We start from the raw sequence: 22,959 nt of genomic DNA, 5'->3' as shown, positions 1-22,959 counted from the left end.
ATACCGCTGCCATAGCGCCTGCCTGATAAGCGAGAACCCTGTAAGATCCGAAAAGGTGGAAGACGGCATAAAGCAGGAAGATCCCGAACGGCTTTCTGTCCCAGACCTGAAGATAGGGCAGATCTCCGTGTAAGAGGCGTCCACCGCCAAAAAGATAAAATTCTTCATCAACATGGAGTAGGGGATTGCCGAATGTCTGAAGCCTGCTGACGAAAATAAACCCGACCAAAATAAAATTCAGTATAAGTGTCTTGTGGCGTTCAAACATAAATCAAAATGGCCAATATGATGTCTGCATACAATTTTATCAGCGATATCATTTCCTTGTATATTTGTTTGTAACTATCTGGAAAACGCGTTTCTTGAATGTAAAAAATAATTCAATAAGACAATTTTATAAAATTGTGCTTACGAGCGTTCGTTTGGATTTTTTTCATCAGGGCACAAACAGCTTATAAAAAAGGCTGCCATGCGTAATGCTGGCAGCCTTTTTTACCGAGAAAAGGAAATGGTCAGTTAGTTCTGAAGGCCGTTCTCGCGACGGCGATGTTCCACTTCGGAAGCCATGGCTTTCTGGAGCTTTTCCATCGCACGGGCCTCGATCTGCCGGATCCGCTCACGGGAAACATTGTAATGGTGAGACAGATCTTCGAGCGTTGATGGCTCTTCCTTCAAACGACGTTCTGCCAGAATGTGACGTTCACGCTCGTTCAGGGTCATCATCGCTTGGTCCAGAAGAGCCTTCCGCCCACTGAATTCCTCAGAAGCCGCGTAAGTCTGTTCCTGGTTTTCCGTGTCGTCTACCAGCCAGTCCTGCCATTCCCCTTCGCCGTCAATGCGCAAAGGAGCGTTCAGGCTATGGTCCGGTGCGGAGAGGCGCTGATTCATGGACACAACATCCTGCTCAGGCACGCCGAGCGTCGTTGCGATGGAATTGACCTGCTCTGGCTTGAGATCGCCGTCGTCAATTGCCTGCATCTGCCCCTTCAGGCGACGCAGATTGAAGAACAGCTTCTTCTGCGAGGCGGTCGTACCCATTTTTACCAGTGACCAGCTATGCAGGATGTATTCCTGCATAGCGGCACGGATCCACCACATCGCGTAAGTTGCGAGGCGGAAGCCGCGCTCTGGATCGAAGCGACGGACGGCCTGCATCATGCCGATATTGCCTTCGCTGATCAGTTCATTCACCGGTAATCCGTAGCCGCGATAGCCCATGGCGATCTTGGCAACGAGGCGCAGGTGAGATGTGACCAGTCGATGTGCGGCGTTGGTGTCTTCGTTCTTCCGCCAGGCACGGGAGAGATCAAGCTCTTCCTGTGGGGTCAGAAGGGGGAATTTGCGAATCTCCTGAAGATACCGGGTGAGGTTGTTTTCAGGACCTACAGAAATGACAGCTGGAGATGCCATGGTCTTCGACTCCTTTCGCCCGGGGTGTGCCTGGCTCGATGAGGTGATGACTCATACGAACTGGCGGCAGGAAGGTTCCTCACACCCAGGTGACGCATTGGGAAGGACTATCACGTCCCCAGCCGTTTGCCCCCGAATTGGGCGACGTACGGTGGTACGATCCGTTCCGGCGGCGCGTCAACTCGTCGGATAATTCAGTTTATGACAGGTTCAGCCGAAAAGGTCAAGAACTTTTAAAGGTTGAGCCTGTTAGGCGATTTTTCAAGTCCTGAAAATCCTGAGGGGGGGCAGTTTCGAAAGAAAGGGGCTGTTTGGTCCGGGGATGGATAAAGCCGAGTCGAGCTGCGTGGAGGGCCTGCCTTGGAAAATCCAGAGCAGCATCCTTTGCATCCTGTGGCAACCCGCGTGCCGCAGCAGGGATACGACGTAGATAAACCGGATCTCCCAGAAGCGGATGTCCGGCCTGAGACAGATGAACACGAATCTGGTGCGTCCGTCCCGTGGCCAGCTTACATTCGATGAGCGATACGCTCGTATGAATGGGTTCCAGAAGCTTGAAGCGGGTCAGTGCAGGTTTTCCGCCTGACTGTACGACAGCCATGCGCTTGCGGTCTTTTTTGTCTCGTCCGATGGCGCCGTCGAACTCGCCAGACGCGGGTAGGAGGCCCCAGGCCAGAGCCATATAGGCGCGGTCTATATCTCTGGCTGCGAAGGCTTCAGACAAAGCATTATGCGCCATGGCGTTCTTTGCGACGACCATCAGTCCAGACGTATCTTTATCCAGACGATGTACGATTCCCGGTCGTTTTTCGCCCCCAATGCCTTCGAAACCTTCGCCGCAATGGCCCAGGAGGGCATTGACCAGAGTACCGGTTTCATTGCCCGGAGCCGGATGCGTGACGAGGCCGGCCTGTTTGTCCAGAACGATCAGATCCCGATCTTCATAAAGAATCGTGAGCGGCAGATCCTCGGCCATCGGGCGGGCGGGGAGCGGGGTGGGGAAGGAAAGGATCAGATCCATTCCTTCCCGCAGTATATCGGAAGGTTCGCGAACGATCTGTCCGTTGCGGGCCAGATGTCCCTCTTCGATAAGGGTCTTGACCCGGGAGCGGGAAATCGTGCCGATGGCGTCAGCAAGGGCGCGATCTACGCGCTGGCCTGCCACACTGGCATCAACAACAAGGCGGAACGGGGTTTCAGGATCTGACATGAATCAGGGTTTAGCCGAGGATCGGGCGGGCAGCGAGTCAGGGGCTTCAAAAGCGTTGTTTGCGGCCGTCATCATTATGGGTGTCATGATTGTCGTGGGGGTTGCCGTCATGATTGGCGTGATTGGCTACCGTGCCATGCATCCGCACCATGGCCCGGCTCTTGAAACGCAGGCCCCAAAGGGGCCGGCTCGTTTGACTTTGCCGCTGGGGGAGGGGGAGCATATTCTCAGCGTGACGGCGCGCGGGGATGGCATGATGGCTGTGACCCTTGGCAGGCCTGGAGCTGAGCGCGTTCTGCTGTGGAATCCGGAAGCTGGGAATGTGGCGGCGGAGCTTGATTTCGGGGCTGTGGCAGGAGTTCCCTGAACATTCCAGGCGCTGATGCGTTTCCCATGTTCGAGATTATATCGGGACAGAGATTATGGGACGCATCCTTGACGCCGCTTTGGCAACAGCAACTGTTTTCGGCGCGCAGTATTTCGGACGGGAAATCAGCCCTGTCGAAGACGGCTCAACACGACGCTGGTATCATCATCTGAACAAGCCAGCGTTTTCGCCGCCAGCTCCTGTTTACGCTGTCGTCTGGACATTGCTTGACGGTCTTCTGGCGTGGTCGGGTTATCGCTTGCTCAGAGCGGAAACGTCTTGCAAGCGGACGCTGGCTCTATGTCTCTGGGCGATCTGTGTTGCGGGTGTGGCAGGGTTTCCGTTTGCCGTTTTCCGTAAACGTCGGCTTGATGCAGGTCTTGCGATCTGTATTGGTTTGGTTGTGACGTCTGGAGCGTCAATCTGCACTGCCAAAAAGGTGGATCGTTGTGCTGCAAAGCTTCAGATCCCATTCTTTGTCTGGCTGACATTTGCCGTCTTTGTTCAGGAAGAAGTCTGGCGCCGCAACTGAGCTGCTTCGGTGTTCTTCAGAATGGAATCCATGAGGCCCGGGAAGCGGATCTCCAGTTCCTGAAGGCGCAGGGAATTATGGTGCTGCACACCTTCGATCCGGGTGTGCAGAATACCGCTCTCCCTTAGGACCTGAAAATGATGGGACATGCTGGATTTAGGGCGTGATCCGATCAGGGCAGCGCAATTCGCTTCGCCCAGTACGTACAGTCGTTGGACAATGTCCAGGCGCACAGGATCTGCCAGGGCGCGCAGGACCGTTATCAGGTCAAGTTTTTCCAAATCAGGCGAGTCATGGCAGGGCATACGGCGTCTTATCCCTTCCTTGTAGAATTGACGCAACACTTCTATAGTTCGATCGCTATCGAACTATAGAAGTTTCGATCAAGGAGTACCCTTTCATGCCCGATCTTTTTGATCCCATTGAACTTGGTGACTTTTCAGCCAAAAATCGCATTTTCATGTCTCCCCTCACGCGTGCTCGTGCGGGGCGTGATGCTGTGCCAACGCCGATCATGGCAAAGTATTACGAGCAGCGGGCAGGCGCAGGTCTCATCATTTCCGAAGCAACTGGCATTTCCCGGGAAGGACTGGGGTGGCCCTATGCACCGGGAATCTGGTCTGATGAACAGGTTGAGGCCTGGAAGCCGATTACAAAAGCTGTTCATGACAAGGGCGGCCGTATTGTCTGTCAGCTTTGGCATATGGGCCGGATGGTCCATTCGTCAGTGACGGGGTTACAGCCGGTTGCACCTTCTGCCACGACGGCCCCACGCTATGCCCATACATATGATGGAAAGATGCCATACGAGACAGCCAGAGCTCTGCAACTGGAGGACATTTCGCGGATAGTGTCGGATTATGAAACGGCAGCGCGGAATGCAATCAGGGCGGGCTTTGACGGTATTCAGCTTCATGCGGCCAATGGCTATTTGATTGATGAATTTCTGAGGGATGGGACGAACCATCGCACTGACGAGTATGGCGGCTCGCCCGAAAACCGTATTCGTTTTTTGTCGCAGGTTGTGAGTCGTATTATCGCGACGATTGGTGCGGAAAAAACCGGTGTTCGCCTTTCTCCCAATGGAGACACGCAGGGATGTCTGGACTCAGCGCCTGAAACTGTTTTCGTCCCGGCTGCTGCAGAGCTTGAGCGTTTAGGGGTGGCGTGGCTTGAGCTGCGTGAAGTTGGTCCGGAAGGAACCTTCGGAAGTACGGACCAGCCCAAATTGTCCCCGGAAATCCGGAAGGCGTTTCGCCGACCGCTGGTTCTGAATCAGGATTATACTTTCGAAGCCGCACAAGAGGAGGTTCAGCAGGGTCGTGCTGATGCAATCGCCTTCGGTCGCAAATTTATTTCGAATCCTGATCTTCCGATCCGCTTCGCCAAGGGATTACCCTTGCAGCCGGATGATATGACAACCTGGTACAGCCGTGGAGAGCATGGTTATACCGATTATCCTTTTGCGGATTGACTAAAAAAATGCCGGGGGAAAGAGGCCCCCGGCATTATCGTCTGGGACTATCAGGCTGACAGAGTTACCAGATCAGCTTCCTGTTTGCTGTCTGCCAGATACGGGCCTCCAGCGACCACCTCAATGGCCAGCATGCCCAAGCTGTTCGGCTGTCTGTTGTTGAGAACGAGCAGAGCGTTTCCGTTCGTCCACCGGCGACCGCCCGCTTCACGTCCGTACCAGCCATTCTGTGCATGCTCGTCGTTCAGGGCCGTCAAGCAGATCGAACGCCCGGAGTCATAGAACGTGATGTCTCCGACGCAGATGCCGAGTTTGCGACGGTCGTCCATGAAGGGACCGATCGTCTCATGTGGTGAACTTGCTCTGGAAACCAGATGAACAGATTTGACCGAGGCTGGGATCATGAACATGATTCGGCCGCCAACTTCACGTGTCTTATGTATGACCACGCCCGTATTGGTCACGAGATGGAAGTCAGGATCCTGAACGAGGTTCTGTTGGTGTGCACTCTTGGAAACACCAAGAAGCGGCAGGCGATCGGAGATTTGACGAAAAAGAGGCTGCACGCTGTCTTGTGAGACGGAAAGCGGTGCTGCTGCATCTGTGTCCCAGCTCAGAGGCTTGCTACCAAGATGGATCACTGTTCCGCCTTGACGGAAGCTGTATCGATTTCCTGTATCGAGATACGTCTCCGTTAACATGCCGTTTGCCTTGATAATGGCGTGTGCTTCGGTCTCGATGTGGAAATAATCGTAGCTGGTGATGCTGCGATCGTAAAAAATAGACTTTCTATTGACCAGCATCCGCACGGGTGTGAAGGCGCCATTCAGGAAAAGGCAATGCTCGGCGGTTACGAGCAGGTCACGTGAAGGAACGCCATCTGCAAGTGCGTCTTTGATGATCCGGACTGGGTAGCCTGCGGTATCATCAGGCAGGTTTGCATCGACTGTAACGCGGGCTTTGCCCGTCCATACGAGGGGAGCCACAGTTTCCTGGCCATCCCGGTATGTTGTGACAAGGTCACCCGACTGAAGGGTTTCAACGGCTTTTTCGCCATCGGGGGTCTGGATCATGCTGCCTGCGAGATAGCAGGTAATGACACCGCCGCTGCCGTCTGACTGGGTGAAAGATTTGCTATAATATGTTGTGAAAGGAAAATGGCTTCCTGTTGCCTTTAGATCAAATGGGTCCCCTGAAAGGGTTATAGTACGGCCAGCCCCCACAATACCAAGTAAACTAATTCCATCGCCAATTGTTGTTGTGTTTGTCAGAGAATTATAGGTGGCTGGTATTGACGAAGAACTTGGAAAATCCATCACAAAATTCTTTGGGATGGTGGTGGTAGTATTGCCGTTGGCATCAACGAATGTGACGGGAAGATTAAGAACGCCTACGCTAAGGCCGGTCGGTTCAATTTTAATCTCCCCTCCTGCGGGCCCTACGGTAACACCGTTCAAAGCTTTGACCCCAATCACGCTGCCCTGAAGGTCAAGAATGCCGCCGTTAACGGTTACGGATGTCCCGACACCAGCATCGAGCAGACCACCACCCACCTTAGCGGTTGCTCCATTCTGGACAGTGACGGATGAAAGGGCGCTTACGCCAGCCAGCCCACTTGTCAGGTCTACGACAACATTGTCTCCCGCCGGAGTATTGCTGTTCTTTGTGACAACAATAGAGCTGAGTGCAGAAACGCCAGCTAAAGCAGAGAGGTCACCCGAACTGTAGACCGTAGCGACCCCTGCATTCACACTAACCAATGAAGCTGCCATCTTGGTTCTCCGTATATTTTAATTAACGATAAAAATGATTCTTATAACGTTTTTTACCGTTAAGATGTTTTTCACCCTATGTTCTGTCACGATTCGTATGCAAGGAAAAAATTAACAATGATATTAATCAAGAATTAACGATCTTCTTATATTAAGATTTTGAAAAATATGCATATTTTAATGTCAAAAGATTTCTGCAATCTTTTATGATTTATCACGATTGTGTTATGTGAGGGAATTATTCGTTAATTGTTTGGAAAGTGAGAAATTTAATATTATTGAAATATCTTGGAATTACTTTAATTTATTTATGTTGTTTCATTTGAATGAGCGCCAGGATCTGCTTGTGCAAAAGGGTATGATACCGCTCATTGGAGGCGGTTCAGGCCACTGCGTGTGGTAGTGCGTAACGATATGAGGTTTGCCGCAACGCGGCTTCAGTGTGTGGCATCATCCAGAGGGATGATGCCGTAAAACTGTTCGTTTTGTACGAAGGGTAAAGGACTGCTTGCTATCTGGCTCGCTAGTGACGGCGTCTGGAAGGCGATCAGACTGTGCCAGTAAAGCTGAAATCACGTCTTATGCTGTAGGGCGTGCCAGTTCGTATAGGGCAACAGCTGCTGCGTTGGAGACATTGAGGCTTTCCATGTTTCCCGGCATGTAAACACTCGAAATCTCATCGCATGTTTCTCGTGTCAGCCTACGCAGTCCTGCTCCTTCAGCGCCGAGTACCAAGGCCACGCGACGTTTTCCGAAACTTGCACCATCGAGGCGTGTACCGCCGGCATCAAGGCCAACGACCCACACGTCCTGAGACTGAAGTGTGGCCAATGCGCGTGACAGATTGACTTCGCGAATGATCGGAACGAGATCCAGTGCGCCTGACGCGGCTTTCGCCATAGCGCCACTCTCCTGCGGCGTGTTGCGGTCCTGAACCAGAAGGGCGCAGGCACCGAATGCAGCAGCGGAGCGCAGGATCGCACCAATATTGCGGGGATCTGTAACCTGATCCAGCACAAGGATCGGACCTGGTCGCTCAAGGGCATCATGGATGGTTGGGGGATCGAGGGGCTCTACGCGCAGGCAGACGCCCTGATGAACCGCATCCCGTTCGCAGAGCCGATCCAGTCGTTCACGTTCCACGGTCTGTGGTTGTGCGCGGGAAGACTGGCTGAATGCGGCGGCGGCTTCGCGTGTGGCAAGAAACTCAAGAATAACGCGGTCCGGATTGTTTAAAGCGGCTTCGACGGCATGGTGACCGTAAATCCAGTAGCCTGAAGCAGGCTTTCCTGAGCGTGAGGCACGTTCGGCATTACCGGAACGCTGTGGGCCTTTGTCCGCATGGCGGGACGGGGCGGCGGAGCGGGGGGAGGGTCGTCTGGACATGAAAAAATCATATAATCGACGATAGGCGATTGACATAGCCGTCTATCCGCCATATTCCAACCGCCGACCCGGAGAGGTGCCCGAGTGGCTAAAGGGGGCGGACTGTAAATCCGCTGGCGTACGCCTACGTTGGTTCGAATCCAACTCTCTCCACCAGGTCCCCTTTTTCCTAAGAAAAACAAGCACTTAGCCAAAGCCAGCGTCACTTCAGGTTAACGCTGCGTCACTGGTCTAGCGTCACCTTGATGCTATGGCTCGGTCCTGCCTTCGTTGATAGAAGGCGGCATGGATATGGCTAATCTGACTAACCGGGACGGACTCTATTATGTCCGCTTCATCATCCCGAAAGACCGCTGGCAGGATGCTGGTAAGGTGCTTGGGTCACGGACGGGAATCCGGAAAGACATCCTCAAATCGCTCCAGACACGCACGCATAAAGATGCCCTGAGGCTTCGTGATGCCGCTCTTGAGGCAATCAGAAAGCAACTAAACAGGAAGCTGATGGATGCAGGACTGGCACCTCTTCATGGGGTTGATGTGCCTGATTGGCTGGACGAAGAACTGATGCTGACTGAGGCATTGGAGGCCCGGCGAAGGATCGCGTCTGCTTCTGATACTGATGACGTCTATGACGAGCATACCGGCATCTCAGAAAGCCCAAGAGATCGCGTTGTGGAAGGCATGGACTGCTTTCTGGAAGGCAGGGCGCATAAGCTCGACCATGCGGGGAAGGATGGGGCAAGGTATCAGACCCGCTTCCGGGAGATAGCAACGGGTGTCCGTACACCGTTCGCTCTGGTGATGGACCGTTGGATGAAGGATCGGGAGAGCGATGTGGGTCATTCCGCCATATCGTTGGATCAGGCCGCGTTTAATCTCTTCTCTCGCTATCTGGCTCATTCTCAGGACCGTGAGGAACCTGAAAACCTCATGAACTTCCTTCGCGCTCAGATTGTCGAGGATGTGCCTGAGGTGGTCTTGGGGGGCTTTTCTGAGTGGCTCCTGAACGAACGCGGATTGAGTGCAAAGACAGTCAGTTGCCGCATATCATCGCTTAAAGGTTTGTGGACGTTTGCTATCCAGAAGCACATTCTGAAAGGCCCAAACCCATGGCAGGGTGCGACCGCTGGCCTCAAGCGAAAAGCTGGCAAGAAGAAGTCTGAGGTCAGGCCCTTCAACGAAGATGAACTGGTCCTTCTCCTGCGAGCGGACCCTGATGAGAAACGCAGATGGGCGTGGGGCCCGGCTATCCGTGACCTGATGCGTCTCGCTTTGCTGACTGGTGCAAGGCAGAATGAGCTTGCTTCGCTAACCGTTGGCCGAGTTCTCAACCGGGACGAGGCTGACGGAGAACTTTGGGGTATCCAAGTGACCGATGAGGAAGCCAAGACTGCTAACTCTGTCAGACGCATACCGCTCCATCCTCTTGTACAGCCAATCATTGCCAGACGCCTCAAGGAAGCCGGGGAGGGGAATGTTGACGCTCCACTATTCCCTGAGTGCAAACCGGGAGGAACAGGAATGAAGCGCAGTCATTTCTTTTCCCAGCGCTTCACGGATTTCCGGAGAGACGTTCTTGGGAGAGAGACGGATGGTGAGGTGAACTTCCATAGCTTCAGGAGATGCTTCGCCACCTTCATGGCAACGGCATTGGCTAATGGGGTGTCCGAGTGCTCTGAACTGGTGCGAGATCATTTGATCGGACATAAGCCCATGGCGCTGGGCTCGAACACTTATGCGGCTAAGGACCTTGGATGGGACCTGTACAGCCGAGCTGTGCTTGGCATGGTGGAGAAGGGTATCCCTGACATGGTTAGAACAAATATTTACTACAGTTTATTATAGTACGACTTGTTGGGTCAGAAACGGTGTGGGAAGGTAAATTTTTTGGACTCTGAGGGCAGAGTGGGAAATGTATTATTACGTAATAGTTGAAGCTAGAAGGACATCTTCTGAAGTAGGAAGAAATCCGGTCAAAAGATACATTCTTTGGGACAGAACAAATCTTGATGAAATAGAAAGGCAGATAATTGTTCCCTTCTTCCGTAAGGAAAGGTTTCATATTGATGGAAAATTTATTGACCCGAGTACAGTTGAGAGAATGTCAATAAAGAGGTCTGAAAATTCTGCTAAAGAGCTGGTAGGTTTTCGTCGAGAGGTCGCAAAAAGCCGTGGGATCAATGTTCTTATAACTGACGAATCAGTCGTATTGAGTCGAGACGATATGGAGGACATATCTGCGGAAGTTCTAGGGAGAATCGAAAAAAGTATTTCTCAAGGAATAAATCCTAGTGATGTTGTTTCTCATAAGGATAACAAAAGTGTTTTCATCGTGCATGGACGAGACGGTGAGGCGCGAGAGTCAATGGCTCGATTTATTTCAAAATTGGGACTTGTACCTGTCATACTACATGAGCAGGAGAATCTGGGGAAAACTATAATTGAAAAATTTGAGGAACATTCGGCCTGTGGCTTTGCAATTGTTCTGTATACCGCCTGTGACAGGGGAGGATTGATTGAAAGTGAAATCTTAAAGCATAGAGCGCGACAAAATGTAGTATTCGAGCATGGGTATCTTACTGCAAAGCTTGGCAGAGGAAGAGTTTGCGCAGTTGTGAAGGGTGATATTGAAATTCCTAATGATATAAGTGGCTTGGTTTATATTGGCATGAACGACGGCGAAGGCTGGAAGTTAGGTGTTGCAAGAGAATTAAAATCGGCTGGATACTCAATTGATATGAATAAAATATTCATCTAATTTTTATTCCGATCTTTTTGTGAAGGCGTTTTTTGTAGGCACTTTGGATTATTTTTCCGGCAATTTCCATTAGTGAGCGCGGCACGATGAGGCTGTCATGTACGGGCAGGACAATGCCGCCTGTTTCCATGATGGAACTCATAGCCTCCCGCATGATGCCCGCTTCCACGCCTGTCAGATATTGCCCGACCGCCCAGCTTCTCATGGGTTTCTCGACGCTCTTTAGCAGGGCTTCCGGAACGATGGATTTGATGTCCTTCAGGGCCGGATAGCGCTCGAACGCCGGGCCTGTAATGTCCGTGGGCGGGATGCTGTCACGGATGGCCTGAGGTGTCTTGTCGGACCATTTGTTGGGCGCTTTTCCAGTCTGCCAGAAAACGACAAACCACTGTTTGATGGCAGCGCGGTGCGCCTCGTCCAGCCCAGGAAGCGCATAAGGATCGCCCTCAGGAGCAGGTTGGTTCAGAAGAGCCAAAGCGATGGACAGGAACGATGCGGACAGGTCCAGTTCTGCTACGGGCTCTCCGTTGATGGTAATGTGCTGGCGTTCGTCTTTGCTGATGCCGTTCTGATAGTTGTCCGGGCCTTGGGCATAGATGCGACCACCAAACTCTCTCGCTCCACTGAAGCGGGCCTGAAAGACAGGTTCCGCACATCCTGTGAACACGACAGTAGCCAAGGAACTTGTCAGAGCCTTCATGAACGCCAGAAGGTCTTCACAGCCAGCCGGGATGTCCATTTTGCTTCTGCTGGCAGGGTCTATCCGCCCGTTTCTTTTGCGTGGAATAGTTGTGAAGGACAGCAGTTCATGAGTTGCCATGCGTTCGACAGGGGCAGGGTTTATCAACTTCCAATCCTGTGCAGCGGTTTGTGAAAGGCATCCGTACTGCTCCGCGAGTTCAAGTAGTTTCTTGGACGGACGCAGACGGGCAGCATGGCCCTGATAGTCCCCAAAGGCACCTTTGAAGCTCTTGCCGGGAACATGGTCTAGCAAGCCCAGCGTTTGCATTGCATCGACCTTGCTCTTAAAGGCTGTGTGCTTCACGGGCAGCTTACGGGATGCCTTCCAGAACCATGTGCTTGGGCTTTCATTGACAGCGGACCAGTGGCCTTTCAGACCTCTTCTGAGAAGCCCGGCGAGGATAATCCCTGTCTCACGGACACGCCTTTCCTTGCCCTTGTCACGGTTTCCTAGAGCGGCTTTGGTGCGGCTGCCGAGGTGGGGACGAATGTCTTCCGCAATGCGGGCCACGAGCGCATGGGCAGCTTCAGTGTCCGGGACACGACCTAGCGAGAGCCAGTGTGCGGCTTCCAGATCGGCAGGGTCATGCTGGTGGGATGGAGGAGAGAACGGGCGCTGTTCTCTTGCGTGTGTATTTGTCAGGCCATCGCCCAATGTCCGAAACCTTTCACCTTATACCCTATAGGGATTCCATGTAGAGGTCCTGTTCGTTGATGGCAAGCCAGTCTTCTTTAATAGGGCATCATGAATATGAGATGGTGTTAATGATGATGATGAAGGTAGAGAGGAGATGGCAGTCATAGAATACAGTACCACCTCCATCATTAGAAGAGACCAGACATCAGGACATAGAGAACGGTATTATCCCAGAAGGGAACTATGAGACGTCCTGTTTATGAAGAAGGCGTTTCTTTCTTCTTTTTGGATGGCTTCTTATTGATTGCTCTGGGCACATCTCGCACATTTGGAATAATCTCGCAGGCTATCCATTCTAAAGGATTATCATAGACACGACGCGAGTAAGAAGGCTTGGCATCCGTGTCCTTCTCCTTATTAGGCGGCTTCGTCAATTGCTGCCTCCTCTGCTTGCAGTTGCGCCAAAACGTCTGCCCATATTTCAGGTGAGACAGATGAAATGGTGGGGTCTTCTGGGTCTGGGTCGGTGGGGTTTTGCCAACCGTCCTGCACACACAAACCTCTGGATTCAAGAATGGCTCGAACATCCGGCGGCTCGGGTCGTGTGTTGATGTCCAGATCGCCGAACAACTCCCAAGCTGGCAGCCAGCGCTTTTTGCGTGCAATTCTGTTGACCATCTGGGGCGTGATTCCAAGCTCTTCAGCCAATTGCTGTGTCGGAATCTGAAACGCTTTGTCCTGTGCAGCATTGCGGCGAATGGACCACAGGGCTACCGCAGTCCAGAACGGGCCGCGTCGCACAATATCTGTAATGGCTTTGTCAGCCTGATTCTCCTGGGGAGTTCCTATCTCAAGATGGGCTGGGTTGCAGCACATCGGCTGATGGATGCACAGGTGTCGAATTACCATACCACTAGGAATAGCGCCCTTTGCCAACATGTAGGCAAGCCTATGGGCTTTCACATCCCGTCCGTTGGTTTTGAAGCTGCCATAAAATGCATTCCCGTCATTGTCGGTTTTTGTAACGGTGCCGGTCCACGGCCAGCAGGCGTTTGGACCTCCGCTGGTATCCACTTTGGAGTGGAAGCGTTCTGTATCCGCTGGGCTCAGGGTGACTAGGTCGGTCAAATGGCGTGCCTTTCTGTAAAATTGAGTATTCATCTGGAATTACGAATGAAAAACAAGAATACAAGTCGTTACAAATCAATTTTATTATGCTATGCGCGATGAATACCTGGTCCCTCAATTTGAGGGAGCGGCTCTATTACATGGTTCTTAATCGAAAGATGTTGGCTTTAGAGCCTCAAAATGTCCACGCCGCTCGTCTGGATCGAACAACAAAACAACACAGGGTTTAGGCCCTGAATTGGAACCGGCTTGAGAATGGTGTCATGCCCTCGCGGTGGCCCGTTTGGAGTCCCGCGTCCTACCAAAGCTAGAGGTGTCCTGCCGTCTGCCTCATTTGTGCAGGGGAAAATCAGGTGTGTGGGTCTTGGTCGAAGCCATGCGTTTTAGGAATCGTCGGGATTCCGAAACTGCAAGAGTCATGCCTTCGCTGGGCCTGTATCACTAATGTCAACGAGGGTTCACATTCAGCGAACACAGGACGACATGACTACCACGGCCCCACTCTTCATCAGCTACTTTCGCGTTTCCACAGCTCGCCAAGGCGCTTCAGGGCTTGGTATCGAGGCCCAGCAGAGAGCCGTTGCTATCCATGTGGCCCAAACAGGCGGACGTGAGCTTGCATCTTTCACTGAGATTGAGAGCGGCAAGAACAACGAACGCCCCCAGCTTGTCGAGGCCATGACGCGTTGCCGTCTCACGGGGGCTGTCCTGCTGATTGCGAAGCTCGACCGTCTTAGTCGTGATGCCCATTTCCTCCTCGGACTGGAGAAGGCGGGGATAGACTTCATTGCAGCCGACATGCCCAACGCTAATCGCCTGACAGTCGGGATTATGGCTCTCGTCGCCCAACAGGAGCGAGAAGCTATCTCTGCACGGACCAAGGCCGCTCTCGCTGAAGCGAAGGCTCGGGGCCAGAAGTTGGGTGGTTATCGGCCCGGCGCTGGTAAGGTGGATTATCGGCTGTCCATAGAAGCGCGTCAGAAAGCGGCTGAAGCGTTCCGTGCAAGCATTGGTCCAATGGTCGCCGGGCTACGGGAGGAGGGCATGAGCCTTCGCCAGATTGCAGAGCGCATGACAGAGCAGGGCATTAAGACTTCCAAAGGCGGGACGTGGACCGCTGCTACTGTATCTCGAATTTTGGATGGTAGTATCTATTCAAGAATCTAGTGTGCAATCTGAGTCAATAAATCTTTTCGATAAATGTCGTATTGAAATTTACTCTGTTCCTGCAAATATCCTTCAGTGGAAGGAGAATTGAATTGTCAAAGTCAGTTTATGTAGAAGCTCGTCCTAAGGGGCGAGACGGTGACCCGATTACGCATTGGGTTGTTGAGGATCAGGCGGACAGTGTTCTGCACAAAACTCATACTCAGAAAGAGGGAATTGATTGGGCAAAAAGGCAAGGTTACGTGCCTCATGTAGCGCGTTCTCGTCACTTGGATGATAAGCGTCGGCCAGATTATTGGAGGGCAGTGTAATTTTTCCATGGTGAGCCGATTTTAAGGTTTGCATTATCAGTGCTGGCTGCTTGGCGCGTTCCTTATTCATTATGATACTCGCTAAGCAGCTTTATTCGATAGAAGTGTAAACGAAGACCGAAGATGGAAAGCGCGGTCTAGAACTGGGCGCTGGCGTTATCGATCCCAGTGGGTGCCTGAGAGGCTAACAAAAATTACAGGCAGTTCATGTTTGACTTATTTGTCAGTGGGAGCATGAGCGTCACTAAAGAAAATCGGGCCTCATAAGGATTTCCTTGAGGAAACTCTAAGGCTCCGTTATGTCCTGACCAAAGCAGGATCGAACGTCAGTGACGTTGAGTTAACTTGCGAGCGTCACTGGTTTTTTGGCAGTTTTCTGCGAAAAATGTCCGATTTGTGGAAAGTCCAACTCTCTCCACCAGGTCTCCTTTTTCTTAAGAAAATAAACACTTTAGCCAAAGCCAGTGTCGCCATAGATGCTATGGCTCGGTCCTGCCTTCGTTGAGAGAAGGTGGCATATCGCTCATTTGATGAAATAAGATGGACGTTTATTGTCTACTTGTACCCGAAGCATGGTTTAGTGGGTCGTCATGAGCATAGATCAGCGTCACGTATTCTGATTGACCTTCGGTATTTTGAGTTGTCTTTCGATTTCGATGAGCCGCTGTTTTCGCCAGAGGCCTCCTCCATATCCTGTTAGGGAACCATTCGCGCCGATGACGCGATGGCAGGGAATCATCAGTGCAATCTGATTAGCGCCATTAGCGCGTGCAACCGCCCTTACGGCAGAAGGGTGGCCGATTTGCCGTGCAATATCTGAGTAACTGCGTGTTTCTCCTGCAGGAATAGTCTGGAGGGCATTCCAGACTAGGCGCGTAAAAGGAGTGGCGTTCAAAGCAAGAGGAGTCTGGAAGCTGTCGGACCGGGCCGAAAAATATCCTTCCAGCTCACTTTTTGCCTGCTCCGAGGGCGGGAGGCGCCCGATTCCTATTTCTCCGTTTGACGTTGTATGAAGTCGCTTGAGTTCAGCTGGAAGAGCTTTCCGATCCAGAAACTCCAGAAGATGCAGGTGACTTCGGCTGCTTACGGCAATCATGTCACCCAGAGGCGTTGGTATCCAGGTTGCCTGAAGAAGCTTGTTAGGACGTAGTTCGGAAGGCAAGCAGCCGAGCAGTCTGGCGAAAGCGGTACGAAACGCGCTTGCAGAGTCGAAGCTGGCCTCGTGTTGCGCTGTAATGACCTTGCCTCCACCTGCTAGTGTCTCAAATCCTTCGCGAATACGTCGTTGCCGGGCCATTTCCAGAAAGGTCGTTCCAAACTGTCGTTTGAAGCTGCGTCGTATTGTCGAAGGATCGTAGCCCATTTTGACAATGTGTCCCTCTGACCAGCGTCTATCCGGGTGCGCTTCAAGACTGTGTAGGAGCACAGAAATTGAAGGGTCGGCAAGTGCTGAGGCCTGTACGGGGTGGCAGCGTTTGCAGGGCCGGAAACCTGCATTGAGACATTCGCCGATAGTCTGGAAAAATGTGCAGTGTTCTCGTTTGGGCTTTCGTGCCGGACAGGTCAGGCGGCAGAAGATGCCTGTTGAAGAGACGCATACAAAGGCTTGTCCATCGAACGTCTCGTTACGGGACAAGAGTGCTGCATAAAGGGTTTCAGGGTCTGGAAGATCGAAGAGCATTTTGAAATTCTAGAACTGCACAACGGTGGATGTCGCTGGTTTTCGGGCGTGGATTTTTTTTGGACTGGCCCTTTGAGAAAAGAGAATGTCGCAAGAGCGTATAAATTGAACGTTTGGTCAGAAAATTCTTGCAATCAACAGTTCTGAAATCATACCGTTCTGATTACGAACCAATCAGGGGCATGAGATGGGTACGCGATTCGATATTGCCTGCGGACGGTTGCCAGAGACCGTTCTGGATCTCAATTTTGCTGATGCTCATCCGGGCCTAAGCCATGAGCAGGCTGCGCTGGAAGCAGATCGTTGCTTCTATTGTTATGATGCGCCCTGCGTTGAAGCTTGTCCGACGGGAATTGATATTCCGCGTTTTATCAAAGCAATTGCGTCAGACAATCTGGCAGGTGCCTCGCGGACTATTCTTCAGTCGAACATTCTTGGCGGGTCGTGCGCACGGGTTTGTCCGACGGAAATCCTGTGTGAGCAGAAATGTGTCCACACTGCGATTGAAGCCAATCACGCTGTTCGGATCGGTGCTTTGCAGCGGTTTGCTACAGACTGGCAGATGAACCAGAGTGCGCATCCGTTTCAACGCGAGGAGAGTACGGGTCGTCGTGTCGCCGTCGTGGGCGCTGGGCCGGCAGGTTTGGCATGTGCTCATCGGCTGGCTATGCGTGGCCATGATGTGACGATTTTTGATCGGCATGAGGCTCCGGGCGGTCTCAACCAATATGGCGTGGCGGCCTACAAACTGGCTGATAATTTTGCTCAGAAAGAAATTGATTTTCTCATGTCGATCGGGGGAATCCGCTTTCAGGGAGGCGCTGTGCTGGGCCAAACCCTGACGCTGGCTGGTTTGCGCGAGAGCTATCATGCAGTTTTTCTTGGGATCGGCCTGTCAGGTGTACGGGCGTTAGGGTTTGAAAATGAGGGCGTTGAAGGGGTTCTGGATGCGGTAGCATTTATCGAAACGCTCAGATCCAGCACCCTGTCAGACGTTCCTGTTGGCCGACGTGTCGTTGTGATCGGAGGTGGAAATACGGCTGTTGATGCAGCCGTGCAGGCCAAGTGTCTGGGAGCTGAAGAGGTCACGCTGGTTTATCGTCGGGGTGCAGAACACATGTCCGCCACGCCTGTTGAGCGGGAATGGGCGCAGACCAATGGCGTTACGCTCCGCTTCTGGGCTTCTCCCCACCACCTTCTGACTGATCAGGGAGTTGTGCAGGGTATTTGTTTCGCGCGTGGAGCTTCTGGAAAAGGCTACGACCCTCAGGACAGTTTTACGCTTGAAGCTGACATGGTGCTGAAAGCGATTGGGCAGGTTTTCGTGTCTGATCCGATCCAGAATGATCAGATCCTGGTGGAAAATGGTCGCATTGTTGTGGATGGGAATGGGCGGACATCAATGCCAGGAGTGTATGCCGGGGGAGATTGTACGGCTGGTGAAGATCTGACGGTAGCGGCTGTGCGAGATGGTCGGGACGCTGCCGAAGCCATCCATGCTGAACTCATGGTCTCCAGTGCTGAAAAGGACGCGGTTAATGGCTGATTTACGCACTGTTTTTGCCGGTATCAAATCTCCCAATCCGTTCTGGCTGGCTTCTGCCCCTCCGACGGATAAGGAATATAACGTCCGCCGTGCTTTTCAGGCTGGCTGGGGCGGTGTTGTCTGGAAAACGCTTGGTGAAGATCCGCCAGTCGTCAATCTGAGTTCCCGCTATGGGGCCTTGGGATTTGAAGGGCGCAGGCTGATCGGTCTCAACAATATCGAGCTGATTTCGGATCGTCCTCTTGCGACCAATATTGCGGAAATCAAGCGCGTGAAACGGGAGTTTCCAGACCGCGCTGTGATTGTGAGCCTTATGGTTCCTTGTGAGGAAGACAAATGGAAAGCCATTCTTCCCATCGTGGAGGAAACGGGTGCTGATGGGATCGAACTGAATTTTGGGTGCCCGCATGGCATGTCCGAGCGCAATATGGGCGCGGCGGTCGGACAGGTTCCGGAATACGTGGAAATGGTGACGCGGTGGTGCAAGCAGAACACCCGCATGCCAGTGATTGTTAAGCTGACACCGAACGTGACCAACATTCTGATGCCGGCAAGGGCTGCACGCGCCGGTGGCGCTGATGCCGTGTCGCTGATCAACACGATCCAGTCTGTCATCGGGGTTGATCTGGACGCCATGGCGCCGATGCCTGTGGTGGGCGGCAAAGGGACGCATGGGGGGTATTGTGGCCCTGCCGTCAAGCCGATTGCTTTGCGCATGATTGGAGAGATCGCCCGCGACCCGACCATGGCCGGTATTCCGATTTCCGGGATTGGTGGTATCAGCAACTGGCGGGATTCTGCAGAATTTTTAGCTATGGGTGCGGGATCTCTTCAGGTCTGTACGGCTGCCATGCATTATGGCTTCCGCATCGTTGAAGACATGATTGACGGTCTGTCCAACTGGATGGACGGGAAGGGTTATGAGCGGCTGGAGGATGTGACAGGGCGGGCGGTTTCGCAGTTTGTCCCCTGGAACCAGCTCAATATGAAATTCCGGACCATCGCCGATATTGATCAGGAGGCCTGTGTCGGGTGTGGGCTCTGTCACATCGCTTGTGAAGATACGTCCCATCAGGCCATTTCAAAACGCAATGGGCCGGATCGTCGTCATTATGAAGTGATTGAGGAGGAGTGCGTCGGGTGCAATCTCTGCGCTCATGTCTGTCCGGTGGATGACTGCATCACAATGGTTCCGCAGCCTTTTGATGGGGAACTGACATGGCCTGAGCATCCCTCAAACCCGCACCGGATTACAGCCTGAAAAGCAGAGCCCCGCCAGAATGGGTTTGTTGTCAAAGACCGATAGAGGATGATCAGCATGATTCACAGCAATATCCGCGTTGATGGAGATGCTCTTTGGGCAGATCTGATGGAGACTGCCCGTTTTGGTGGAACGCCCAAAGGTGGCATTCGTCGTCTGACATTGACGCAGGAAGACAGACAGGTTCGGGAATGGTTTGCTGCGACCTGTGAAAAGCTGGGCTGCGTTATCACCGTCGATACCATGGGCAACATGTTTGCACGACGTCCGGGACAGGATGCCAGCCTCCCGCCCATCACTATGGGAAGCCATCTGGATACTCAGCCGACGGGTGGAAAATTTGACGGTATTCTGGGTGTTCTCGGTGGTCTTGCAGTGTTGCGAGCGCTGCATGAAGCAGGACATGGGACGCGGCATCCAATCGAGCTGATTAACTGGACGAATGAAGAAGGCTCCCGTTTCACCCCGCCCATGATGTGTTCTGGCGTTTTTGCAGGTGTTTTTACCGAGCAGGAGGTGCTGGATAAGCGGGATCGTGCTGGCGCCCGGTTTGGGGACGAACTGGTGGCAATTGGCTATCGGGGAGAAGAGCCGTGCGGGGATCATCCAATAGCGGCTTATTTTGAACTTCATATTGAGCAGGGCCCCATTCTCGAAGTGGAGAACCGGGTTATTGGCGCTGTTTCGGGTGTTCAGGGTATGCGTTGGTATGAGGTGACGGTCAAAGGCAAGGACGCGCATGCGGGATCGACCCCAATGCCGATGCGTCATGATGCTTTGCTGGCGGCCTCGAAAATGGTCGTTGCTCTTTCGGAAGTGGCCCAGGCGAATGCCCCTGCTGCCGTTGGAACGGTTGGTTTGATTGAGAACAGGCCCAACAGTAATAACGTCGTGCCGGGTGAAACATTCTTTACCGTAGATCTTCGTCATCCCGAGGACGCGGTGGTTGCGGCCATGGAGAAAGACTTCATTGCCCGGTTTAAGCAGATTGCGGAGACAGAGGGCGTAACGTTGGAGATTGTGTCTATCTGGGATGCTCCGGCAGTCCATTTTGATACGCGCTGCGTTGAAATGGTTACAGAGTCCGCACGGCAGATGGGATATGATCCTCTCCCGATTGTCTCAGGACCGGGTCATGATGCCGCCTATATGGCCAGAGTTGCGCCAACAGCCATGATTTTCGTTCCGTGCCGGGATGGTCTGAGCCACAACGAGGAAGAGAGTATTACGGAAAGCGAAGCGGAAGCGGGTGCCAATGTTCTTCTTGGAGCCGTTCTGCGCGCCGATAGCGTTCTTTAGACTTGCTCCAAAAGCAGGGGCTTGTCGCTCGCCCTGAGAGCTGTCAAAAATCTGCTCCCGCAGATCAGGCCGGGAGCAAGACGTGCCAAATGACGATCTGGGAGCCGCTCCGAGCCCCAGAAAAAGAGTAAGAGCTGGCGTCCCACGACGCGCCACTGTTCCGCAGATCCTTAATGCTGCGGAATGGACGTTTGGAACGCGAGGCCTTAAGGGGACGCGGCTAGAAGATATCGCCAAGGTCTGCGACATCCCCAAAGCGAATATCCTCTATTATTTTGGCTCCAAGGAAGATCTCTATAACGCCACGCTGGCCCGGCTTCTGGATGTCTGGCTGACGGATGCGGATACCTGGCTTTCTCCGGACAGGGATCCGATTGAAGGCTTGAAGGGTTATGTTGAAGCCAAAATAGCTTTTTCCCGCACGCGGCCAGAGGGATCCCGACTGTTTGCTCAGGAACTCCTGTCGGGAGGGCTAATGGTCCAGGATTTCCTGAGAGGAGAACTGCGAGCACATGTGGCACGGCATGTGGTAATTTTCCTTGATTGGCAGGCGCGGGGCATCATGGCCCCGATCGACCCCACGCATTTTCTGTTGCTGCTCTGGTCAGGCACACAATCCTATGCGGATATGCAGGTCCAGTATGAAGCCATTCTGGACCGTGCTCCTCTGACGGACGCCGATTATGATACCGGTGTGGCGACGATCATGACGCTTGTTGGCTCGCTTTTCCGCCCACTAACGTCAGGCGTGTCAGGAGAAGATGGAAAGCCAGTCCAGAGAAAAAGCCTGTAAACCAGGCAAAGTTCTGGAATGCTGTCAACGCAGGGATGAAGACATTCGCTAATCCCACAAGAACAGCCAGAATCAGTGCCCAGACTGCCACGGGATTGAGACCTCCTTTATACCAGTATCGGGCTGCAGGATCGGTACTGTAGAGGGCGTCGATGTCCAGCGTCTGGCGTTGAACAAGGTAATAATCTGCGAGCAAAATCCCTGTGACCGGTGCAATAAACAGCCCAAGAACATCAAGAGTGAAATGGATCAGGTCCGGCCGGGCATAAAGATTCCAAGGCGTAAGAATAATCGCCCCTATGGACGCAATGATTCCGCCGCTTCGCCATGAAATTTTAGCAGGCGCGATATTAGAGAAGTCGAAAGCGGCAGAGACGAAATTGGCAGAAATATTGATGCCAATTGTCGCGACCACAAAGGTCAGGATGCCCACCACCATAATGGTTTGACTGTCGAGTCTGGTGACAGTTTCAACCGGATCAATCAGGATTTTTCCAAAGACAGGCTGGGTCAGGGTCACGGTCGTCAGGGCAAGGGCGGAGAACGCCATGAAGTTGATGGGGAGCCCCCAGAAATTTCCGCGCTTCACAGCGTCGATACTGACGCCATATCGAGAAAAATCACCAAAGTTCAGAACGATGGGAGAGAAGAAAGCAATCGTCAGGGAAATGACGTTCAGAAGGCCGGTCAGGTGTTGACCTATTGTAAGATCTGAACGCGGGAGAACAGAAAAGCTGATTTGTCCGTGGGTTTTCCAGAGCAGAACGCCGTCCAGAAGAATCATCATGATGTAAATCGCCGGGCCGGCCCAGTCGATGAAGTGACGGATGGACTCCATGCCGCGCCAGAAGACGGCAAGTTGTAGGGACCAGATGAGGAGAAACGCCATCCAGCCCAATAAAGAGAGGCCCAGAAAGCCATAATGATGCGCATCGCTGTATGTCGTGAGAGAGGGTAGGACGCGCAGAAGGAACAACACAACGGCATTGGATGCCAGCCACGTCTGAATTCCGTACCAGCCGATTGCAATAATTCCACGGACAAGAGCTGGGATAACAGCGCCATAAACCCCAAAAACACTCCGGATGATCACGGGGAAAGGGGCACCGGAACGCAGGCTCGGGACGGCAATCAGGTTGCAGAGAATCTGTACGGTAAGGATTGCGATCAGGAGGCCGAACAGCACGCTCCCCACGGGGAGTCCCATGGCGAAGAACGTGCCAACCGTCATGTACCCGGCAACACTGTGAACGTCAGACATCCATAAAAAGAGGAAGTCTTTCCAGGCCCAGGTTCTTTGTTGGACGGGTGCCAGATCAGCATTGGTCAAACGACCTGAAGGGTGCACGTCCGGTAGTTGTGTCATGCTGATGATCCCTGTTCTCGAAAAAATCCGGCAGTGCAATCGTTATGTTGACCGAATGGTCAGATTAGCCATACAGTTTCGGTAAGACAACGACATTGTGCCAATCGCTTTTCCTGAATG

Annotated in this window: 19 protein-coding genes, 1 tRNA gene and 1 pseudogene; 11 read left to right on the top strand and 10 right to left on the bottom strand. The window is 52.8% G+C overall.

Annotated elements, in window-relative coordinates; genetic code table 11:
- Positions 1-516: 516 nt before the first annotated feature.
- Both rpoH and GJA01_RS02790 read right to left on the bottom strand, forming a co-directional pair.
- Positions 517-1,410 carry an RNA polymerase sigma factor RpoH gene (gene rpoH, locus GJA01_RS02795; protein WP_010504308.1) on the bottom strand — a complete coding sequence of 298 codons (894 nt, stop codon included), beginning with the start codon at positions 1,408-1,410 and terminating at the stop codon, positions 517-519.
- Between the two features lie 223 nt (positions 1,411-1,633).
- On the bottom strand, positions 1,634-2,620 hold the full coding sequence (locus tag GJA01_RS02790) for an RluA family pseudouridine synthase (RefSeq protein ID WP_062504830.1): 987 nt from the start codon (positions 2,618-2,620) through the stop codon (positions 1,634-1,636).
- Here GJA01_RS02790 and GJA01_RS02785 point away from each other — a divergent pair.
- Together GJA01_RS02785 and GJA01_RS02780 are read left to right on the top strand one after the other, a co-directional pair.
- Entirely contained in the window at positions 2,619-2,987 is a 369-nt protein-coding gene (locus GJA01_RS02785; protein ID WP_172794491.1) for a DUF6476 family protein, read from the top strand. The two genes, GJA01_RS02790 and GJA01_RS02785, sit on opposite strands and share 2 nt — an antisense overlap.
- 55 nt (positions 2,988-3,042) lie before the next feature.
- On the top strand, positions 3,043-3,519 hold the full coding sequence (locus GJA01_RS02780) for a TspO/MBR family protein (RefSeq protein WP_062504833.1): 477 nt from the start codon (positions 3,043-3,045) through the stop codon (positions 3,517-3,519).
- On the opposite strand, the gene GJA01_RS02775 is transcribed toward GJA01_RS02780, so the two are convergent.
- On the bottom strand, positions 3,492-3,824 hold the full coding sequence (locus GJA01_RS02775) for an ArsR/SmtB family transcription factor (protein WP_062504835.1): 333 nt from the start codon (positions 3,822-3,824) through the stop codon (positions 3,492-3,494). The genes GJA01_RS02780 and GJA01_RS02775 overlap by 28 nt on opposite strands.
- Positions 3,825-3,919: 95 nt before the next feature.
- On the opposite strand from GJA01_RS02775, the gene GJA01_RS02770 reads away from it, so the two are divergent.
- The gene (locus tag GJA01_RS02770; protein WP_062504837.1) at positions 3,920-4,993 is read left to right on the top strand and encodes an alkene reductase; all 1,074 of its coding nucleotides are present in this window, start codon (positions 3,920-3,922) and stop codon (positions 4,991-4,993) included.
- 50 nt (positions 4,994-5,043) lie between these two features.
- Here the strand turns inward: GJA01_RS02770 and GJA01_RS02765 are convergent, their stop codons facing one another.
- Together GJA01_RS02765 and rlmB are read right to left on the bottom strand one after the other, a co-directional pair.
- A complete protein-coding gene (locus GJA01_RS02765; protein ID WP_253783374.1) occupies positions 5,044-6,765 on the bottom strand; it encodes a Hint domain-containing protein in 1,722 nt (573 codons plus the stop codon).
- A 579-nt stretch (positions 6,766-7,344) separates the two neighbouring features.
- Complete coding sequence (rlmB, locus tag GJA01_RS02760; protein WP_026017651.1) at positions 7,345-8,151, bottom strand: 23S rRNA (guanosine(2251)-2'-O)-methyltransferase RlmB; 807 nt, start codon at positions 8,149-8,151, stop codon at positions 7,345-7,347.
- 70 nt (positions 8,152-8,221) lie between these two features.
- On the opposite strand from rlmB, the gene GJA01_RS02755 reads away from it, so the two are divergent.
- From GJA01_RS02755 to GJA01_RS02745, 3 genes are all read left to right on the top strand, one after another.
- Positions 8,222-8,307, top strand: a tRNA-Tyr gene (locus GJA01_RS02755).
- A 135-nt stretch (positions 8,308-8,442) separates the two neighbouring features.
- Positions 8,443-9,996 (top strand): hypothetical protein, encoded by a 1,554-nt coding sequence (locus GJA01_RS02750; RefSeq protein ID WP_253783376.1) that lies wholly within the window; start codon positions 8,443-8,445, stop codon positions 9,994-9,996.
- A 67-nt stretch (positions 9,997-10,063) separates the two neighbouring features.
- Positions 10,064-10,909: a TIR domain-containing protein gene (locus GJA01_RS02745; protein WP_062504841.1), complete on the top strand. Its 846-nt coding sequence runs from the start codon at positions 10,064-10,066 to the stop codon at positions 10,907-10,909.
- On the opposite strand, the gene GJA01_RS02740 is transcribed toward GJA01_RS02745, so the two are convergent.
- Positions 10,902-12,305 carry a hypothetical protein gene (locus GJA01_RS02740; protein WP_062504843.1) on the bottom strand — a complete coding sequence of 468 codons (1,404 nt, stop codon included), beginning with the start codon at positions 12,303-12,305 and terminating at the stop codon, positions 10,902-10,904. The genes GJA01_RS02745 and GJA01_RS02740 overlap by 8 nt on opposite strands.
- 399 nt (positions 12,306-12,704) lie before the next feature.
- A complete protein-coding gene (locus GJA01_RS02735) occupies positions 12,705-13,448 on the bottom strand; it encodes an HNH endonuclease signature motif containing protein (RefSeq protein WP_082785299.1) in 744 nt (247 codons plus the stop codon).
- A 450-nt stretch (positions 13,449-13,898) separates the two neighbouring features.
- Between GJA01_RS02735 and GJA01_RS02730 the strand changes: the two genes are divergently transcribed.
- The gene (locus GJA01_RS02730) at positions 13,899-14,582 is read left to right on the top strand and encodes a recombinase family protein (protein ID WP_062504848.1); all 684 of its coding nucleotides are present in this window, start codon (positions 13,899-13,901) and stop codon (positions 14,580-14,582) included.
- A 918-nt stretch (positions 14,583-15,500) separates the two neighbouring features.
- On the opposite strand, the gene GJA01_RS15720 is transcribed toward GJA01_RS02730, so the two are convergent.
- Together GJA01_RS15720 and GJA01_RS15715 are read right to left on the bottom strand one after the other, a co-directional pair.
- Positions 15,501-16,256 (bottom strand): bifunctional transcriptional activator/DNA repair enzyme AdaA, encoded by a 756-nt coding sequence (locus GJA01_RS15720; protein ID WP_284265046.1) that lies wholly within the window; start codon positions 16,254-16,256, stop codon positions 15,501-15,503.
- 111 nt (positions 16,257-16,367) lie between these two features.
- Positions 16,368-16,574, bottom strand: a pseudogene (locus GJA01_RS15715) (Ada metal-binding domain-containing protein); the annotation flags it as partial.
- 187 nt (positions 16,575-16,761) lie between these two features.
- Between GJA01_RS15715 and GJA01_RS02715 the strand changes: the two are divergent.
- The 4 genes from GJA01_RS02715 (at position 16,762) to GJA01_RS02700 (ending at position 21,473) form a co-directional block, all read left to right on the top strand.
- Entirely contained in the window at positions 16,762-18,120 is a 1,359-nt protein-coding gene (locus tag GJA01_RS02715; RefSeq protein WP_062504851.1) for an NAD(P)-dependent oxidoreductase, read from the top strand.
- Positions 18,113-19,381, top strand: coding sequence for an NAD-dependent dihydropyrimidine dehydrogenase subunit PreA (preA, locus tag GJA01_RS02710; protein ID WP_062504853.1), 1,269 nt, complete (start codon positions 18,113-18,115; stop codon positions 19,379-19,381). Before GJA01_RS02715 ends, preA begins: the two co-directional genes overlap by 8 nt.
- A 57-nt stretch (positions 19,382-19,438) precedes the next feature.
- On the top strand, positions 19,439-20,680 hold the full coding sequence (locus GJA01_RS02705; protein WP_062504855.1) for a M20 family metallo-hydrolase: 1,242 nt from the start codon (positions 19,439-19,441) through the stop codon (positions 20,678-20,680).
- Between the two features lie 82 nt (positions 20,681-20,762).
- On the top strand, positions 20,763-21,473 hold the full coding sequence (locus GJA01_RS02700; protein ID WP_253783378.1) for a TetR family transcriptional regulator C-terminal domain-containing protein: 711 nt from the start codon (positions 20,763-20,765) through the stop codon (positions 21,471-21,473).
- On the opposite strand, the gene GJA01_RS02695 is transcribed toward GJA01_RS02700, so the two are convergent.
- The gene (locus GJA01_RS02695) at positions 21,385-22,839 is read right to left on the bottom strand and encodes an NCS1 family nucleobase:cation symporter-1 (RefSeq protein ID WP_062504857.1); all 1,455 of its coding nucleotides are present in this window, start codon (positions 22,837-22,839) and stop codon (positions 21,385-21,387) included. The two genes, GJA01_RS02700 and GJA01_RS02695, sit on opposite strands and share 89 nt — an antisense overlap.
- Positions 22,840-22,959 lie beyond the last annotated feature (120 nt).

The organism is Gluconobacter japonicus (assembly GCF_002723975.1).
In the GTDB taxonomy this organism is placed as follows: domain Bacteria; phylum Pseudomonadota; class Alphaproteobacteria; order Acetobacterales; family Acetobacteraceae; genus Gluconobacter; species Gluconobacter japonicus.
The sequence above is the reverse complement of the archived record's forward strand: the minus strand, read 5'-3'. Positions and strand labels throughout refer to the sequence as shown.

Coding starts and splice junctions, on each gene's coding strand:
- rpoH (WP_010504308.1), bottom strand. CDS start 1,410: ATGGCATCTCCAGCTGTCATTTCTGTAGGTCCTGAAAACAACCTCACC.
- GJA01_RS02785 (WP_172794491.1), top strand. CDS start 2,619: ATGAATCAGGGTTTAGCCGAGGATCGGGCGGGCAGCGAGTCAGGGGCT.
- GJA01_RS02790 (WP_062504830.1), bottom strand. CDS start 2,620: ATGTCAGATCCTGAAACCCCGTTCCGCCTTGTTGTTGATGCCAGTGTG.
- GJA01_RS02780 (WP_062504833.1), top strand. CDS start 3,043: ATGGGACGCATCCTTGACGCCGCTTTGGCAACAGCAACTGTTTTCGGC.
- GJA01_RS02775 (WP_062504835.1), bottom strand. CDS start 3,824: ATGCCCTGCCATGACTCGCCTGATTTGGAAAAACTTGACCTGATAACG.
- GJA01_RS02770 (WP_062504837.1), top strand. CDS start 3,920: ATGCCCGATCTTTTTGATCCCATTGAACTTGGTGACTTTTCAGCCAAA.
- GJA01_RS02765 (WP_253783374.1), bottom strand. CDS start 6,765: ATGGCAGCTTCATTGGTTAGTGTGAATGCAGGGGTCGCTACGGTCTAC.
- rlmB (WP_026017651.1), bottom strand. CDS start 8,151: ATGTCCAGACGACCCTCCCCCCGCTCCGCCGCCCCGTCCCGCCATGCG.
- GJA01_RS02750 (WP_253783376.1), top strand. CDS start 8,443: ATGGCTAATCTGACTAACCGGGACGGACTCTATTATGTCCGCTTCATC.
- GJA01_RS02745 (WP_062504841.1), top strand. CDS start 10,064: ATGTATTATTACGTAATAGTTGAAGCTAGAAGGACATCTTCTGAAGTA.
- GJA01_RS02735 (WP_082785299.1), bottom strand. CDS start 13,448: ATGAATACTCAATTTTACAGAAAGGCACGCCATTTGACCGACCTAGTC.
- GJA01_RS02730 (WP_062504848.1), top strand. CDS start 13,899: ATGACTACCACGGCCCCACTCTTCATCAGCTACTTTCGCGTTTCCACA.
- GJA01_RS15720 (WP_284265046.1), bottom strand. CDS start 16,256: ATGGGCTACGATCCTTCGACAATACGACGCAGCTTCAAACGACAGTTT.
- GJA01_RS02715 (WP_062504851.1), top strand. CDS start 16,762: ATGGGTACGCGATTCGATATTGCCTGCGGACGGTTGCCAGAGACCGTT.
- preA (WP_062504853.1), top strand. CDS start 18,113: ATGGCTGATTTACGCACTGTTTTTGCCGGTATCAAATCTCCCAATCCG.
- GJA01_RS02705 (WP_062504855.1), top strand. CDS start 19,439: ATGATTCACAGCAATATCCGCGTTGATGGAGATGCTCTTTGGGCAGAT.
- GJA01_RS02695 (WP_062504857.1), bottom strand. CDS start 22,839: ATGACACAACTACCGGACGTGCACCCTTCAGGTCGTTTGACCAATGCT.